Source organism: Xanthomonas hortorum, assembly GCF_024339125.1.
GTDB lineage: Bacteria > Pseudomonadota > Gammaproteobacteria > Xanthomonadales > Xanthomonadaceae > Xanthomonas > Xanthomonas hortorum.
In genome coordinates, this window is sequence record NZ_CP101417.1 from 968,449 (window position 1) to 984,732 (window position 16,284).

The 16,284-nt window shown below is 63.6% G+C and carries 13 protein-coding genes and 2 pseudogenes; 13 read left to right on the forward strand and 2 right to left on the reverse strand.

Annotated features, from left to right (window positions below; all coding sequences use genetic code 11):
- Positions 1–19: 19 nt before the first annotated feature.
- On the reverse strand, positions 20–937 hold the full coding sequence (locus NMB96_RS04025; RefSeq protein WP_043888849.1) for a LysR family transcriptional regulator: 918 nt from the start codon (positions 935–937) through the stop codon (positions 20–22).
- A gap of 127 nt (positions 938–1,064) precedes the next feature.
- On the opposite strand from NMB96_RS04025, the gene NMB96_RS04030 reads away from it, so the two are divergent.
- From NMB96_RS04030 to NMB96_RS04070, 9 genes are all read left to right on the forward strand, one after another.
- Positions 1,065–2,117, forward strand: coding sequence for an aromatic ring-hydroxylating oxygenase subunit alpha (locus NMB96_RS04030; RefSeq protein ID WP_255086311.1), 1,053 nt, complete (start codon positions 1,065–1,067; stop codon positions 2,115–2,117).
- Positions 2,118–2,134: 17 nt separating this feature from the next.
- On the forward strand, positions 2,135–3,094 hold the full coding sequence (locus NMB96_RS04035) for a PDR/VanB family oxidoreductase (RefSeq protein WP_255086312.1): 960 nt from the start codon (positions 2,135–2,137) through the stop codon (positions 3,092–3,094).
- 401 nt (positions 3,095–3,495) lie between these two features.
- Positions 3,496–4,809 (forward strand): NCS2 family permease, encoded by a 1,314-nt coding sequence (locus NMB96_RS04040; protein ID WP_255086314.1) that lies wholly within the window; start codon positions 3,496–3,498, stop codon positions 4,807–4,809.
- Between the two features lie 117 nt (positions 4,810–4,926).
- Positions 4,927–6,495 carry an adenosine deaminase family protein gene (locus tag NMB96_RS04045; RefSeq protein WP_255086316.1) on the forward strand — a complete coding sequence of 523 codons (1,569 nt, stop codon included), beginning with the start codon at positions 4,927–4,929 and terminating at the stop codon, positions 6,493–6,495.
- Between the two features lie 145 nt (positions 6,496–6,640).
- Positions 6,641–7,804: a nucleoside hydrolase gene (locus NMB96_RS04050; RefSeq protein WP_255086318.1), complete on the forward strand. Its 1,164-nt coding sequence runs from the start codon at positions 6,641–6,643 to the stop codon at positions 7,802–7,804.
- Between the two features lie 133 nt (positions 7,805–7,937).
- A complete protein-coding gene (locus tag NMB96_RS04055; protein WP_255086319.1) occupies positions 7,938–9,398 on the forward strand; it encodes an AtzE family amidohydrolase in 1,461 nt (486 codons plus the stop codon).
- The gene (locus tag NMB96_RS04060) at positions 9,398–10,978 is read left to right on the forward strand and encodes a gamma-glutamyltransferase family protein (RefSeq protein ID WP_255086320.1); all 1,581 of its coding nucleotides are present in this window, start codon (positions 9,398–9,400) and stop codon (positions 10,976–10,978) included. The genes NMB96_RS04055 and NMB96_RS04060 overlap by 1 nt, the downstream gene beginning before the upstream one ends.
- Positions 10,979–11,208: 230 nt before the next feature.
- Entirely contained in the window at positions 11,209–11,739 is a 531-nt protein-coding gene (locus NMB96_RS04065) for a hypothetical protein (protein WP_052334161.1), read from the forward strand.
- A 14-nt stretch (positions 11,740–11,753) separates the two neighbouring features.
- A complete protein-coding gene (locus tag NMB96_RS04070) occupies positions 11,754–12,053 on the forward strand; it encodes a hypothetical protein (protein WP_255086322.1) in 300 nt (99 codons plus the stop codon).
- An 84-nt stretch (positions 12,054–12,137) separates the two neighbouring features.
- Here NMB96_RS04070 and NMB96_RS04075 read toward each other — a convergent pair whose 3' ends face one another.
- Positions 12,138–13,118, reverse strand: a complete 981-nt coding sequence (locus tag NMB96_RS04075; RefSeq protein WP_183086593.1) for an IS5 family transposase — start codon at positions 13,116–13,118, stop codon at positions 12,138–12,140.
- 107 nt (positions 13,119–13,225) lie between these two features.
- On the opposite strand from NMB96_RS04075, the gene NMB96_RS04080 reads away from it, so the two are divergent.
- The 4 genes and pseudogenes from NMB96_RS04080 to NMB96_RS04095 form a co-directional block, all read left to right on the forward strand.
- Positions 13,226–13,810, forward strand: coding sequence for a hypothetical protein (locus tag NMB96_RS04080; RefSeq protein ID WP_255086324.1), 585 nt, complete (start codon positions 13,226–13,228; stop codon positions 13,808–13,810).
- Positions 13,811–13,862: 52 nt separating this feature from the next.
- Positions 13,863–14,843, forward strand: coding sequence for an IS5 family transposase (locus tag NMB96_RS04085; RefSeq protein WP_183086593.1), 981 nt, complete (start codon positions 13,863–13,865; stop codon positions 14,841–14,843).
- A gap of 127 nt (positions 14,844–14,970) precedes the next feature.
- A pseudogene (locus NMB96_RS04090) lies at positions 14,971–15,747 on the forward strand (XVIPCD domain-containing protein); the annotation flags it as partial.
- A gap of 67 nt (positions 15,748–15,814) precedes the next feature.
- A pseudogene (locus NMB96_RS04095) lies at positions 15,815–16,282 on the forward strand (IS5-like element IS1646 family transposase); the annotation flags it as partial.
- Between the last annotated feature and the right edge of the window lie 2 nt (positions 16,283–16,284).

Here is a 16,284-nt window from a genome sequence, read left to right on the forward strand (position 1 = left end):
TTCCAAGAGGGAGAGGGGTTCAACCAACCACCGGCACCGCCATCGCCTCGATGCGCGCCGCCAGCGCCTGGATCGCCAGTTGCGCCGAGCGTGAAAGCTGCCGCTGCGGAGCCACACACAGTGCCAGCGTCATCGGCTTGGTCAAATGACGGCGGAACGGCACGAACGCCAGCCGCCCATCCGCCACATCCGGGGCGGCATCCAGCCACGACATCAAACCCACACCCGCGCCGGCGCGCACCAGCCCACGCAGGGTGCGCACATCGTTGCAGTGGGTCAGCCGCTTCACGTCGATATGCTGGCGTTGGTACAGCACCTTGGCGTGCTCGCCGACGATCAGCGGGGCGGCCGGCAGCAGCAGCCGGTGCTCCAGCGTCTCGCTCAGCTGCAGCTCGGTGCGCGTGCTGAGCGGATGGCCCACCGGCATCGCAATCCCCAGCGGGATGTCGGCGAATGCGCGCACCTCCAGGTCCACGCTGCTCACCGGGTCCAGCAGCAGGCCGATGTCCACATCGGCCGAGGTCACCATCTCCATCACCCGCTGGTTGCGCGCGGTGGAGAGGTTGAAGGTGATGCCGGGGTACTCCTGCACCAACGCGGCGACCGCCGCCGGCACCACGCCCTCGCTGAGCGCGTCGATCATGGCGATCTCCACATGCCCGCGGCGCAGCCCCTTGAGCTCGTCGAAGCGCTCCAGCGTGCGCGCGTAGGCCTTCTCCCAGCCGCGCACGTCCACCAGCAGCAGCTCGCCAGCGGCGGTCAGGCGCAGCCGGCCGGGCAGGCGCTCGAACAGCTGCGCGCCCAGTTCTTCCTCGGCCTTGAGGATCTGCCGGTCGATCGCCGAGGCCGACACGTGCAGCACGTCGGAGGCCTTGCGGATGCTGCCGCAGCGGGCCACTTCGATGAAGTAACGGGTGAAGCGGGAAAAGGTCAGCATGCGGTGGGGCTCGGTTGGCGTTGCATTTTTTGCAATGGCTTGGCTGAAAATCGATGTTTGATAACACACCCCCGGCTTCCTAGAGTCAATCCGGCACCGCTCCCGCCCTACGCCAGAGACTGGACCCATGGATGTCGCCGTCCCCGCCTTGCCGCTGCACTGCACCTTCGAGGCCGCCGACTGGCGGCGCCTGGCCCAGCACTGGCACGCGGTGGCGCTGAGCAGCGAAGTGAGCGAGGCGCCGTTCAAGGCCACCCTGCTGGACGAGCCCCTGGTGCTGTACCGGCTGGGCAGCGAGCTGGTGGCCGCGCGCGATGTCTGCCCGCACCGCGGCGTGCCGCTGAGCATGGGCACCGCCGATGGCGGCGGCGTGGTCTGCGCCTACCACGGGCTGCGCTTCGGCGCGGGCGGGCGTTGCAATCACATCCCCGCCAGTCCCAACCAGAACATCCCCGCCAAGATGCGGCTGCATACCTACGCGGTGGCCGAGCGCTACGGGCTGATCTGGGTGTGTCTGTCCAAACCGGCCGGGGTGAGCGAGGCCGAGGTGCAGATTCCGCCGATGCCCGGCTGGGACGAGGACGGCTTTCAACAGATCGTCTGCCCGGCTTTCGATATCGGCGGCAGCGCCGCACGCCAGCTGGAAGGCTTCATCGACGTGGCGCATTTCGCCTTCGTGCACACCGCGACCTTCGCCCAGCCGGACAAGCGCGAGGTACCGGCCTACACCACCACCGAAACGCCCACCGGCTTCAATGCCGATTACCTGAGCTCGGTGGCCAATTATTCGGTGGACATGCCGCTGCCGGACGTGGCGCCGGACTTCCAGTGGCTGCGCCATTTCGAGGTGCATCTGCCGTTCACCGCCACCCTCACCATCCACTTCCCGGTGCCGGGCAAGCGGCTGGTGATCATGAATGCCGCCAGCCCGGTGTCCAAGCACAAGACCCGCCTGCTGGTGCCGATCGCGCGCAACTTCGACACCCATCTGCCAGTGGAAGACGTGCACGCCTTCAACCTGCGCGTGTTCGAGGAAGACCGCGCCATGGTGGAGGCGCAGCGCCCCGAATACCTGCCGCTGGATCCGCTGCTGGAAGTGCATATCCCGGCCGATCGCAGTTCGATCGCCTACCGCCGTGGCCTGCGCAGCCAGGGCTATAGCGACTTCTTTCTGCGTTGACGGCCGAGGAGCACGCCATGCAACTGCACGAGGTCCGCGTCGCCGACGTCTTCGACCAGGGCCATCGCCAACGCGCGATCCGGCTGGAGCCGGTGGGCGCGGAATTGCCGGCATTCGAAGCCGGTGCGCATGTGGATCTGCATCTGCCCGACGGCTTGATCCGCCAATACTCGATCGCCAGTGCGCCGCATGTGCGTGATCACTATCTGCTGTGCGTGAAGTTGGCCGATGCGTCGCGCGGCGGCTCGCGGCATCTGTGCGAACAGCTGAGTACCGGCGACCGCCTGCGTATCTCCACACCGCGCAATCTGTTTCCCTTGCATCCGGGCGAGCGCCACGTGCTGCTGGCCGCCGGCATCGGCATCACCCCGCTGCTGTCGATGGCCGAGGCGCTGGAAGCGCGCGGTGAGACCTTCGTGCTGCATTACTACGCGCGCCGGCATGCCGATGTGGCGTTCGGGCAGCGGCTGCAACAAGGCTTCACCCATGGGCAGGTGCACGTGCATCTGAGCGACGACGGCGAAAGCCCGCGCGTGCATGTGCCCGAGGAACTGAGCCAGGCGCGTGCGCGCGATCAGCTGTATCTGTGCGGGCCTGCCGCGTTCATGGACCACTTTACGGTGCTTGCCAGGACGCACGGCTGGGCGCCGGAGCAACTGCATCGCGAACACTTCGCCGCCATCGATGCCGGCCTTGCGCACGATGCCGATAGCGCTTTCGAAGTGGAGCTGGCCGCCAGTGGCCGCGTGGTGCAGGTGCCGGCCGATTGCAGCATCGCCAGCGCCTTGCTCGATGCCGGCATCGAGGTGCCGCTGTCGTGCGAGCAAGGCATGTGCGGCGCCTGCCTCACCGGCGTGCTGGCCGGGACGCCGGATCACCGCGACAGCGTGCTCAGCGACAGCGCGCACGCCGCCAATACCCAGATCACGCTGTGTTGCTCGCGCAGCCGTTCGCCACGCCTGGTGCTGGATCTTTGAGCGCTCCGTATGTCGTGCGCCTGCGCAGACAGGACGACGGCGGGCGCGCAGGTGGCTGACGCCGGTCACGCTGCAGCGCGAAGCGGCCGCCAACGTCGCACGACACCTGTGGACGGACGTGAGCCTCCGCATCTTCCTTCACGGTTTGATCGATGGGCGCACAAGGCGCCACCGGCGCAGATACAGACAAAGCGTGCGGTCATGCCATTACGCCGCGCAACACGCATTGCACTTGCAGCGCAATCGGTGCCCAAGGTCCGTGGCAACCGCCGTCGCACAGTGCAAGATATTCGGCCCGCGCGCGTCCACCGCAATCGCGCGTGCCCCTCTGTGCCGATGAGATGCCTGCCGATGGTTGTTTGTGCGATCGCCTTCGCCCGCCCGTGCCGGGGCGCACGCTGATGCGCTGGCCCGGATTTGCGCTGTCCGCCAATGGCAGCAGCGTGCGTACCGAGGTCCTGGCCGGTGCCACCACCTTCCTGACGATGGCCTACATCGTCTTCGTCAACCCCGACATCCTGGCCACCACCGGCATGGACCACGGCGCGGTGTTCGTGGCGACCTGTCTGGCCGCCGCGCTTGGCTCGCTGCTGATGGGCGTGCTGGCCAACTATCCCATCGGCATGGCACCGGGCATGGGCTTGAATGCGTTTTTCGCTTTCTCCGTGGTGGGCACGCTGGGTTACAGCTGGCAGCAGACGCTGGGGCTGGTGTTCGTGTCCGGCTGCGTGTTCCTGCTGCTCAGCGTCACCGGCGCGCGACGCTGGCTGGTGGATGGCATCCCACCCACCTTGCGCAGTGCGATTGCAGCGGGCATCGGCCTGTTCCTGGCGTTGATCGGCTTGCAAAAAGCCGGGCTGGTGGTGGCGCACCCGCAGACGCTGGTGAGCCTGGGCGACTTGCATCGGCCCGAGCCATTGCTTGCGTTGGCTGGGCTGCTGCTGATCGGCGTACTGGAAGTGCGCCGCGTGCGCGGGGCGATGTTGCTGGGCATCCTGGCGGTCACCGTCGCTGCGCTGGCGCTGGGTCTGGTGCACTACCAGGGCGTGCTGTCGCTGCCGCCGAGCCTGGCGCCGACGCTGCTGCAGCTGGATATTGCCGGCGCCTTGCAAGGCCATGGTGGCAGCGGCGCACTGACCGCCGTCCTGCACGTGGTGCTGGTGTTCGTGCTGGTGGAAATGTTCGATGCCACCGGCACCTTGATGGGCGTGGCCCAGCGCGCCGGCCTATTGCACACACAGGCGCACCGTCGCCAGTTCGACCGCGCCCTGCTCGCCGACAGCACCGCCATCCTGGCCGGCTCGCTGCTTGGCACTTCCAGCACCACCGCCTACGTGGAAAGCGCTGCCGGTGTACAGGTGGGTGGGCGTACCGGGCTCACCGCGCTGGTGGTGGCAGCGCTGTTTCTGCTGGCGCTGCTGTTCTCGCCATTGGCGGCGATGGTGCCGGCGTATGCCACCGCACCGGCGCTGATCTACCTGGCATCGGTGATGCTGCGCGAGTGCACGCAGATCCAGTGGGACGATGGCGGCGACGCGCTACCGGCCGCGATCTGCATGCTGGCCATGCCGCTCACCTATTCCATCGCCACCGGCCTGGCCTTCGGCTTCATCACCTATGCGGCACTCAAGCTGGGCAGCGGCCGCTGGCGCGCCGTGCATCCGGCCACCTGGGCGATTGCCGGCCTGTTCGTGCTGCGCTATGCCTTGGAGTGAGCGTATCGCCGTAGCTATTTCAGCTCCTGCCCCCTGGTCACCCACCGCGTCGCGCGGCAAGCTGCACCGCAACCGGCAGCGCCACGACGGTACTGTCTCATTCCCAGAGCTCACCACATGCCACATCGTTATCGCTGTCTGATCCTCAGCTTGTGCACCTTGTTACCGGGCATGACGCTCGCACGCCCGGCGCAGGCGCCTGTGCAACAGCGCGAGCAGCAGGTGGCGCAGCTGTTTCACGACGCGGCCGCGCAACCTGCGCAATTGCGCGCGTGGCTGCAAGCCATGCCCAAGGGCGGCGACCTGCATAACCATCTCTCCGGTTCGGTCTATGCCGAGAACTATCTGCAATGGGCCAGCGACGACGGCGCCTGCGTGCAGCTGGACGACCTGAGCCTGCGCGCGCCGCCGTGCGGTAAAGGCCAGGAGCCTGCACGCGACCTGGCAACGCGCAATGCCGCGCTGTATGGCCGGGTGGTGGATAGCTTGTCGATGCGCAAGTTCCTGCCCAGCTCATCGCAACCCACCGGACACGATCAGTTCTTCAGCACCTTCGGCAAGTTCGACGCGGTGGTGCGTGCGCGCGTCGCCGACACCGTGGCCGCGGTGCTAGAGCAGGCCGCACGCGACCGCGTGCCCTATGTGGAAATCATCGCCAACCCGCCGCAGATGGATCAGGCCGCAAAACAGATGCAGGCTCTGCCATGGAAGGCCGATGACGACGCAGCCAATCTGCGCGCCCTGAAGGATGCCTTGCCGCCGCTGGTGCAGGCTGCGCAACGCGACCTTGCCGACACCGATGCCCAGGTGCGCCGCGTGCTGCAGTGCGACCAGCCCGATGCGCGTCCCGGCTGCCGGGTCGCGTATCGCTACGTGCCTTACGTGTTGCGCGTGTTGCCGCAACCGATGGTGTTCGGGCAGATGGCGCTTGCGCACGCGCTGATCGCTGCCGGCGGCAGCCGCGCGGTGGCGTTGAACATCGTTGCGCCCGAAGACAACCCGGTGGCGCTGGCCGATTACGCGCGCCACATGGCGATGTTCCGTTTCTTCGCAACGCGCTATCCCAACGTGCCGCTGTCCCTGCATGCCGGCGAGCTGACATTGGGTCTGGTGCCGCCCGCGCAACTGCGCTCGCACATCCGCCAGGCAGTGGACGTGGGTGCACGCCGCATCGGTCACGGTGTGGATCTGCCTTACGAAGACGACGTGGATGGGTTGCTGCAACGCATGCGCCGCGACCAGATCGCGGTGGAGATCAACCTCACCAGCAACGATGTGATTCTGGGCGTCAAAGGTGGCGCGCATCCGCTGGCGATGTATCTGCGCGCCGGTGTGCCGGTGGTACTGTCCACCGACGATGCCGGCGTCTCGCGCGCGGACATGACCCACGAGTATCAACGCGCGATGCAGGAGCAAGGCATCGATTACCCCACGCTCAAACAGCTCGCTCGCAACGGGCTGACTCACAGCTTCCTGCCGGGCACCAGCGTGTGGAGCGCCGACGGTACAGCCGCGCAGGCCTGCGCCACTGCATTGCAGCGCGAAACCGATGATGCTGCGTGCCAAGCATTCCGCCAGAGCAGCGAGAAGGCACGGCTGCAATGGCAGCTTGAAACCGATCTGGCGCAATACGAGCGCATGCTGCTGGAGCAACGCAAAGTGCAGACAACACCAGCTGACGCATAACCCGTAGGAGCGCGCTTGCGCGCGAAGAGGCATCACCGATAACGCCTCATCGCGCGCAAGCACGCTCCTACAAACACAACCTCCATCAACGCAGCCTCCATTCCATCTTCGCCGCGATGCATTCCACCCCCATGACCAAAGCGCAATGACCCACTCACACGCCGCTCCATCAAAACGCCGCGTCATTCTCGAAGACGATATCGACGGCTTCACGCCCGCGCAGTTGCTGCTGTTGCAATCGCCCGAGGTCGAGGTGCTGGGCATCAGCGCGGTCAGCGGCAACATCTGGCGCGACGAAGTGCTGGGGCATAGCTGCCGTCTGCTGGAACTAGCCGGCCAGCCGCAGATCCCGGTGCTACCCGGCCCGGTGCATCCGCTGCTCAACAGCGAGCTCGCCACCGAGCGTTGGGAAGCGCTGTACGGCAAGCTGGTCTGGAAAGGTGCATGGACCAAACACTGGGTGGATGGCGACACCGTGCAGAGCGCGCCGCGTTATCACGCACACGACGTGGTGCCCGACCTGGCGTTGGGCAATCCCAGCGTGGTGCGCGCATCCGACGAACCGGCTGCGTTGTTCATGCTGCGCATGGTGCGCCTGTATCCAGGCGAGGTGAGCATCATTGCGACGGGGCCGCTGACCAATCTGGCGCTTGCACAATCGCTGGATCCGGCCTTCGCCACACTGGCGCGCGAGCTGGTCTATATGGGCGGCAGCCTCAACCCACGGCAGCAACGCAATAGCATCAGCGCGCAGCAATTCGCGCGCGAATTCGTCAACTCGCCACGCCGCGAATTCAACATCCGCTGGGATCCGGAAGCGGCCAGCATCGTCATGCGCGCGCCCTGGCGCAAGATCACCATGGTGCCGGTGGACCCATCGACTGCCACCGAACTCACGCCAGTGTTGCTGGCGCGCATGAGCGCTGCCGATACCAGCATCGGCCACGCATTGCGCCGTCGCGAACCCGGCTTTCCGATGTGGGATGAGCTGGCCACTGCAGTGTGGCTGCGCCCCGAATTGGCAACGCACACCGAGACGCTCTACGTCGATACCAATACCGCCTTCGATGCAGGGTATGGCGACATTCTGTCGTGGGCACCAGGCTATCAGCCTGGACTGGGCGAACAAGCTCAGACGGTGGTGCATGCGGTGGATGTGGAAGCGTTCGAGCAATTACTGGTCGATCACCTCACTGCGCCGCAGCCGCCGGCAGTGGGATTGCCGTTACCCCTTCTCCCGTCGGGAGAAGAGGCCCGAAGGGCGGATGAGGGTGCGGCAACTGAGAAAAATGCTGCGCCAGTTGAGTAGGGTGCAAGCAAGGTAAATGTGTACCTGATATATCCCCACCTAGCGGAGCACCCTCACCCCAACCCCTCTCCCGGCGGGAGAGGGGCTTGAGCGACACCCACACCCGCCACTCCCAGCAACCCAAGGTGACCCCATGCAACTCCCAGCGCAGTGGCAGGCCGGCATCGATCGCAATACCGAGGTCCTGCGCGTCCACGCGCAGCTGTTAGCCAACTTCCACATCCCGCGCCCCGCATCACCGGACACAACCACGCCGCGCGGCCAGATCGCCTCCATCGTCAGCACCACGCGCAGCCAGCCCACGCTGGCCGCACGCCATGCCACCCAGACGCTCGCGCGCATCCACCAGGCCAACGACGGCCTGCGCGCGATCACCCGTCTGCTGCCCGCACGCGCCGCAGCCGATGCCGCGCGCGTGCAGGCCGCGCTGGCCGGTGGCAGCGATGGCGGTGCGTTGGCCGGTGTGCCGTTTGTGGTCAAGGATCTGTTCGATGTCGCCGGCCAGGTCACCACTGCTGGCGCCGTTGTGCGTGCGCAGTGCGCACCTGCCACCCGCGATGCAGCGGTGGTGCAACGGCTGAGCGATGCCGGCGCGGTGCTGGTGGGCACCGCCAACATGGACGAGTTTGCCTACGGGTTTGCCACCGTCAACGCGCACTACGGCACCACCGCCAACCCGCATGATCACTGCCATCTGGCTGGTGGCTCGTCGGGCGGCTCGGCTGCCGCAGTCGCTGCCGGGCTGGTGCCGTTTGCGCTGGGCTCGGACACCAACGGCTCCATCCGCGTGCCGGCTGCATTGTGCGGCGTGTACGGCCTGCGTCCCACGCACGGCACGTTGCCGCTGGAGGGCGTGTTCGGCTTCGTCGATGCGCTGGATGTGGTCGGCCCGTTCGCCACCTCCATCGCCGATCTACGCCGCGTCTATGAAGTGATGCTTGGTCACGCCGTTGCCTCCTGCAATGCCGGCAGCTTGCGCATCGCACGCCTTGGCGGCTGGTTCCAACGCAATCTCGACCCCGACCTGGATGCCGGCCTCAGCGCATTGCTCACCGCCTGCAACAGCACCACCCTCCTCGAATTACCCGAAGCAGAACGCGCCCGCGCCGCCGCCTTCGTGCTCACCGCTGCCGAAGGCGGCCATCGTCATCGCGCCGGTTTGAGCACGCATGCCGAACAGTTCGACCCGGCCACCCGCGACCGCCTGCTCGCCGGCCTACAATTGCCTGCCAGCGCGGTGGCCGATGCACACCGCTTCGCGCACTGGTTCAGCGCCGCCATGCAACGGCTGTGGGACGAGGTGGATGTGCTGATCGCGCCAACCACACCGTGCGTGGCACCACGCATCGATCAAGACACCATCCAGATCGACGGCCTGCCGGTGTCTGCGCGCGCCAACTTAGGCATCTTCACCCAACCGCTCGGGCTTGCCGCCTGCCCGGTATTGGCCGCACCGTTGCCGCGCCCCGGCCGCCTGCCGCTGGGCGTGCAATTGATTGCTGCGCCCGGCCGCGAAGATCGCTTGTTCGCACTCGCCGCGCAACTCGAACGCGACGGCCTGCTCGCCTTCAGCCCACCGGCGGAGACGCACTGATGCTGCACACCTTGCGCGCGCGTCGCGGCATGGTCGTGGCCCCGCATCATCTGGCCGCACAGGCCGGGCGCGATGTCCTGCGCGACGGCGGCAACGCCATCGAAGCCGCCGTCGCCACCGCCGCCTGCCTGGCCGTGGTGTACCCGCACATGACCGGTATCGGTGGCGACGGCTTCTGGCTGATCCACGAACCCGACGGCCGCGTACACGCCATCGATGCCTGCGGCCGCGCTGCACAGGCGGCAACCTTGGACTTCTATCGCGGCCACAGCAGCATTCCGTGGCGCGGCCCCGGTGCGGCCAATACCGTGGCCGGCACCGTCTCCGGCTGGGCACTCGCGCTGCAGCACGCAGGCGGCAGCTTATCGCTGCACCGCTTATTGCAGGACGCCATTCACCATGCCAGCGATGGCGTACCGGTCACGTTAGGCGGCGCACACATCGCCGCCAGCAAGAGCGCCGAACTGCGCGTGCAACCCGGCGCCTACGCCAGCATCTTCGAGCCACACGGCGCGCCCCTGCACGAAGGCGCGCTGCTGCAACAAGCGCACCTCGCACGCACCTTGCAACGGCTCGCCGACAATGGGTTGGAGAGCTTCTATCGCGGCGCACTGGCCGACGACATCGCCGCCGACCTGCAAGCCCTCGGCAGCCCGCTCAACGCACACGACCTCGCAAGCCATCATGCCGACGCCAGCGTATCGCTCTCGGTCGCCATCCACGGCGCGCGCCTCTACAACCACGCACCGCCCACGCAAGGATTGGCATCGCTGTTGATCCTCGCGTTGTTCGATCGCCTGCACGCCGAACACCCCGACAGCTACGCACACCTGCACGGCCTGATCGAAGCCACCAAACAGGCCTTCCTGATCCGCGACGCACACATCGGCGACCCCGCCTGGATGACGCTCGACGCACAGACCCTGCTCGACGACAAGGCCGCACTCGACGCGCTGGCCGCACGCATCGATATGCGCACCGCTCTGCCTTGGCCGCAGCCCTCGCAGGCCGGCGACACCGTCTGGTTCGGCGCCATCGATGCGCACGGCCGCGCGGTCAGCTGCATCCAGTCAACGTATTTCGAATTCGGCTCCGGCCTGGTGCTGCCGCGCACCGGCATCACCTGGCAAAACCGCGGCTGCAGCTTCCGCCTCGCCGCCGACGGCTGGAACGCCCTCGCCCCTGGGCGCAAACCCTTCCACACCCTCAACCCGGCGCTGGCTACTTTCGACGACGGCCGCGTCATGGCCTACGGCACCATGGGCGGCGAAGGCCAACCACAAACCCAGGCCGCCCTCTTCTCCCGCTACGCGCGCTTCGGCGTACCGCTACAGCAAGCGATCACGGCACCACGTTGGTTGCTCGGCCGCACATGGGGCGAAGACAGCACTTCACTGAAGTTGGAAGACCGCTTTGATCCAGCAGTCGTGCAAGCACTGCGCGATGCCGGACATGCGGTGGAACTGTTGCCCGCATATACCTCGATCATGGGACACGCGGGCGCATTGGTCCGCGAGGTGGATGGCGTGATCAGTGGAGCAAGCGATCCGCGCTCCGATGGTGCGGTGGCTGGGTGGTGATGGTTCGGGCCTAGATCCGTCAATGCTGTGACTGATAATTTCAGCGAAAAACTTAACTGATGATTCATGTTAGGAAAAATAACTTCCCCTGATCATTTGCACGGAACGAGTCAATGAGATTTTCAAGAACCGTCCTGCTTTCGATACTCGCGCTATGCGGAACGACACTCTGTGCTTGCGCACACACCTCGGCCGATGCAATACAGCCACCCGCGAAGGAACATGCCACCATGACCTCGACTGACAGTACATCGGCTAGCACCTCTGAACTCAGCGCCGACGAGATCGGCAAGCGGTTCTTGAAACTGATCGGTGCTCTGAAATCCTCCAGCGATCTCAGCCCTGAGCGTGTGAATGAAGTGGTCGGAGTTCGCCTTGAACACTTCAACGCGATTCCGGGGCAGCGAGTCGAATCGTTCGCCTATAGCCAGCTATTAGGAGGCGATTGGTCGTACGAAATTCAGTACCTGCCAGCAGCTGCTATGCGTAGTCCTGGCGTGTCGCTGGACTTCGTGCACAAGTCCGATAGATATGCAGCCATGACGGATATTTGTCAGCTCAGTTTCGAGGATTACCACAATGCCATGAAGGCAATGGGCTTTGGCGATGCGCCTAACTACGGCGAACTTGGCCAGCTCATTGATTGGCACTATCACAAAGACGGCATGACGGTCTCTATTGCTTCCAGGCCTGAAGTAACAGCGCTTGATGGCAAGAAATATCGCGCCTGCGTAACGTCGATTTCCACCGTGAATGAGTAGGAGCACCTACCGACATGGCTAGTCCAAATGCTCAACTTGAAGCGGCTTTGAAGCAGTTCGCAAGTCAATCAGGTGTTACGCCTGAGCAAGTTGCGCAACTTCGCTCAGCCGTAGTTGCTGACTCACAACAGCTTGAGCTTCTCAATCAAGATGCCCAGAATGGGCACTTGAAAGCATTTGCACTGCAAGGTTCTACAGGACAACAAAATCTTGCTGGGAGTTACGATATTCAGTCCGGGACCGTCACTCTACCGGCAGCTGATTTTCAATCCTCTGGCGCTAGGGATGGTCTGATCAACGGCATCGGAGGATGAGCCTAACCACATCGACCAGGCTGACGGCGCTCAGATCCTCGATTTTTTTGCCGTTTCCGGCGCGTTTGCAGGGTGTTGCCCGGGTTACAGGCGCACGTTCCCCATCGTCGGCAGTAACTGCTTTCGCTTCATCCACAGGTTCGATAGCGCAAACAAGGTCAGCACCTGCGCGGTGTTCTTGGCCAGGCCGCGATAGCGGACCTTGGTGTAGCCGAACTGGCGCTTGATCACCCGGAATGGATGCTCCACCTTCGCGCGCACACTGGCCTTGAAGTGTTCCCAACGTCTTTCCCGAGCACGCTCGCGTTTGTTGCCGAGGGCTTGCATCGTCGAGGGCCTGGCGGCGATGAAGAATGCAGCCTTGCAGGCCTGCAGTTCTTCGCGTTTGTCCGCACCGGTGTAGCCGCTATCGCCGAACACGCTGTCTTCTTTGCCATGCAGCAACGTGTGCATCACCGTGACATCGGCGACGTTGGCGGCTGTGCAATGGACGTGGTGCACCAACCCGGAAAATTCATCCACGCCGATGTGCGCCTTCATCCCGAAATACCACTGATTGCCCTTCTTGGTCTGATGCATCTCAGGGTCGCGCGCGTTGTCGGCATTCTTGGTCGAACTGGGCGCCGCGATCAGCGTCGCATCGACGATCGTGCCCGACCGCAGGCTCTGGCCCTTGCGCGCCAGATGCGCGTTGACCGCTTCCAGCATCCGCGCGGCAAGGCCATGGGTCTCCAGCAGGCGCCGAAAGTTGAGAATCGTGGTCTCGTCCGGAACGTTGTCCAAGCCACCGAGCTGGGCAAACCGCCGCAAGGTCGGGATCTCGTGCAGTGCTTCTTCCATCGCCGGATCGCTCAGCGCATACCACTGCTGCAGCAGATGAATCCGCAACATCGTCGCCAGTGCGTACGGCTGCCGACCTGGCCGGCCCGATACCGGATAGTGCGGCGCGATCAGACCGAGCAGTTGCTGCCACGGAACCACCTGCTCCATCTCGGCCAGAAAGATCTCGCGCCGGGTCTGCTTGCGCTTGCCCAGGCCCTCAGCGTCACCGAACGTCAGTTGCATGGATCACTCCTCAACATCAGGCGGGTAGTGTCGCGTATCTGTGGTGCGTTGTTCAGAGGTTCCCTAGACACAACCCGGATCTACAAGCAACTCTCAGGCTGCAGCATATGTCGATCGAATTTTCCCAGAAGACATATCTGGATGCATCGAGGGCGACTCATCCAGTGACGCAAGATATGGTCAACAACCTCCAATCGACCATCAATGGCTCGCCAGTGCTTGCAGATGAGATTAAACGAGCGGTAATGACGACCGACAAGAGTGATCCGCCGCATAAGCATTTAGAACACTTCGACTTTATACCTCCAGGATTCACTGCTGGTGGCACCTACAGCGCTAGCAGTCACTCCATGAACATGCCTGCTGCCAGATTACAGGGAAGGTCTGCGGCAAATCCTAACGGGTACGATCCCAATGACATGACGTTTGTCCTCGGACACGAGATTCAACACGGTTTCAATGCCCCCGAAAGAAGGCTAGCGAACGCGGCGTTCCACAACGATGCCGTTTCCATAGCTAAAAGTACAAATCCTGTTCACGATTACACGCGCGTCTTCGCCACTTCCATTCAAGCAAGCAGAGACGACGAAGCGAAAGCAGAAATTGCAGGTTGGAACGCGTTACTGAGTAGACAAAAGCAGGGCAATCCAGCTGCAGGCTTACCAGAAATGAATGCTCTAGGGAACCTCTGAACAACGCACCACAGATACGCGACACTACCCGCCTGATGTTGAGGAGTGATCCATGCAACTGACGTTCGGTGACGCTGAGGGCCTGGGCAAGCGCAAGCAGACCCGGCGCGAGATCTTTCTGGCCGAGATGGAGCAGGTGGTTCCGTGGCAGCAACTGCTCGGTCTGATCGCGCCGCACTATCCGGTATCGGGCCGGCCAGGTCGGCAGCCGTACGCACTGGCGACGATGTTGCGGATTCATCTGCTGCAGCAGTGGTATGCGCTGAGCGATCCGGCGATGGAAGAAGCACTGCACGAGATCCCGACCTTGCGGCGGTTTGCCCAGCTCGGTGGCTTGGACAACGTTCCGGACGAGACCACGATTCTCAACTTTCGGCGCCTGCTGGAGACCCATGGCCTTGCCGCGCGGATGCTGGAAGCGGTCAACGCGCATCTGGCGCGCAAGGGCCAGAGCCTGCGGTCGGGCACGATCGTCGATGCGACGCTGATCGCGGCGCCCAGTTCGACCAAGAATGCCGACAACGCGCGCGACCCTGAGATGCATCAGACCAAGAAGGGCAATCAGTGGTATTTCGGGATGAAGGCGCACATCGGCGTGGATGAATTTTCCGGGTTGGTGCACCACGTCCATTGCACAGCCGCCAACGTCGCCGATGTCACGGTGATGCACACGTTGCTGCATGGCAAAGAAGACAGCGTGTTCGGCGATAGCGGCTACACCGGTGCGGACAAACGCGAAGAACTGCAGGCCTGCAAGGCTGCATTCTTCATCGCCGCCAGGCCCTCGACGATGCAAGCCCTCGGCAACAAACGCGAGCGTGCTCGGGAAAGACGTTGGGAACACTTCAAGGCCAGCGTGCGCGCGAAGGTGGAGCATCCATTCCGGGTGATCAAGCGCCAGTTCGGCTACACCAAGGTCCGCTATCGCGGCCTGGCCAAGAACACCGCGCAGGTGCTGACCTTGTTTGCGCTATCGAACCTGTGGATGAAGCGAAAGCAGTTACTGCCGACGATGGGGAACGTGCGCCTGTAACCCGGGCAACACCCTGCAAACGCGCCGGAAACGGCAAAAAAATCGAGGATCTGAGCGCCGTCAGCCTGGTCGATGTGGTTAGGCTCATCCTCCGATGCCGTTGATCAGACCATCCCTAGGAAACCGCAGGATTGAAGATTTTATCGTCAAGCCACAGGGTGCCGGCGCAACTATTCAGCCACGGCCAGGACTAAAATTCGACCCGGATGGTCAGCTACAAATGTCGCCGACAAATGTTGCGGCAATGGGACAACATTACTTCAATAGACCAGATCCGACACACCCTATCCCAGGTCGAAACCCAATTGGAATCGGGGATAGAGGTACATCAGACTATCCAAACTATTACGCGACTTCAGGGGTAGAGCATATAGTTGAGTACGAAAGGAAGTATGCAAGGCCCATACAGGGTGTGATGCCTGCTGTAACCGTCAATATGGCCTCTGTCGGAATGAAAGAGCCGATCATTGAAGGTGAGGGTTTGGACTTTGGTAAGAACAAGGCTCCCTTTGCTTACTACGACAGCAGCACAACACCACCAGTCCTTCATCACTTCGATCACACCCAGGATGGAAGCGTAAATCCGGCACATGACCATAAATATGTACCAGTCTCGCCCACATCCAGTTCGACTCCAGCCCAGCACGGTCCAGACGACCCAGATCATCCCGACCACGCCATGCTTGAGCAGATCCGCGATGGCATGCGTAAGATCGACGAAAGTGTTGGCAAGCCTTATGACGAAATGAGTGAGCGGGCCAGCCGATGCTTACTGGCCGCATGTAAAGACAACCGCGAGAGTTACCCAGAAGCGGCAGATCGCTCCATGGCCAGCAACGCGTTGACCCGCGTAGATCACGTGGTGATGAGCAAGACCGGCAACCTGTTTGCGGTGGAAGGGCGGCTAGGGAACCTCTGAACAACGCACCACAGATACGCGACACTACCCGCCTCATGTTGAGGAGTGATCCATGCAACTGACGTTCGGTGACGCTGAGGGCCTGGGCAAGCGCAAGCAGACCCGGCGGGAGATCTTTCTGGCCGAGATGGAGCAGGTGGTTCCGTGGCAGCAACTGCTCGGTCTGATCGCGCCGCACTATCCGGTATCGGGCCGGCCAGGTCGGCAGCCGTACGCACTGGCGACGATGTTGCGGATTCATCTGCTGCAGCAGTGGTATGCGCTGAGCGATCCGGCGATGGAAGAAGCACTGCACGAGATCCCGACCTTGCGGCGGTTTGCCCAGCTCGGTGGCTTGGACAACGTTCCGGACGAGACCACGATTCTCAACTTTCGGCGCCTGCTGGAGACCCATGGCCTTGCCGCGCGGATGCTGGAAGCGGTCAACGCGCATCTGGCGCGCAAGGGCCAGAGCCTGCGGTCGGGCACGATCGTCGATGCGACGCTGATCGCGGCGCCCAGTTCGACCAAGAATGCCGACGA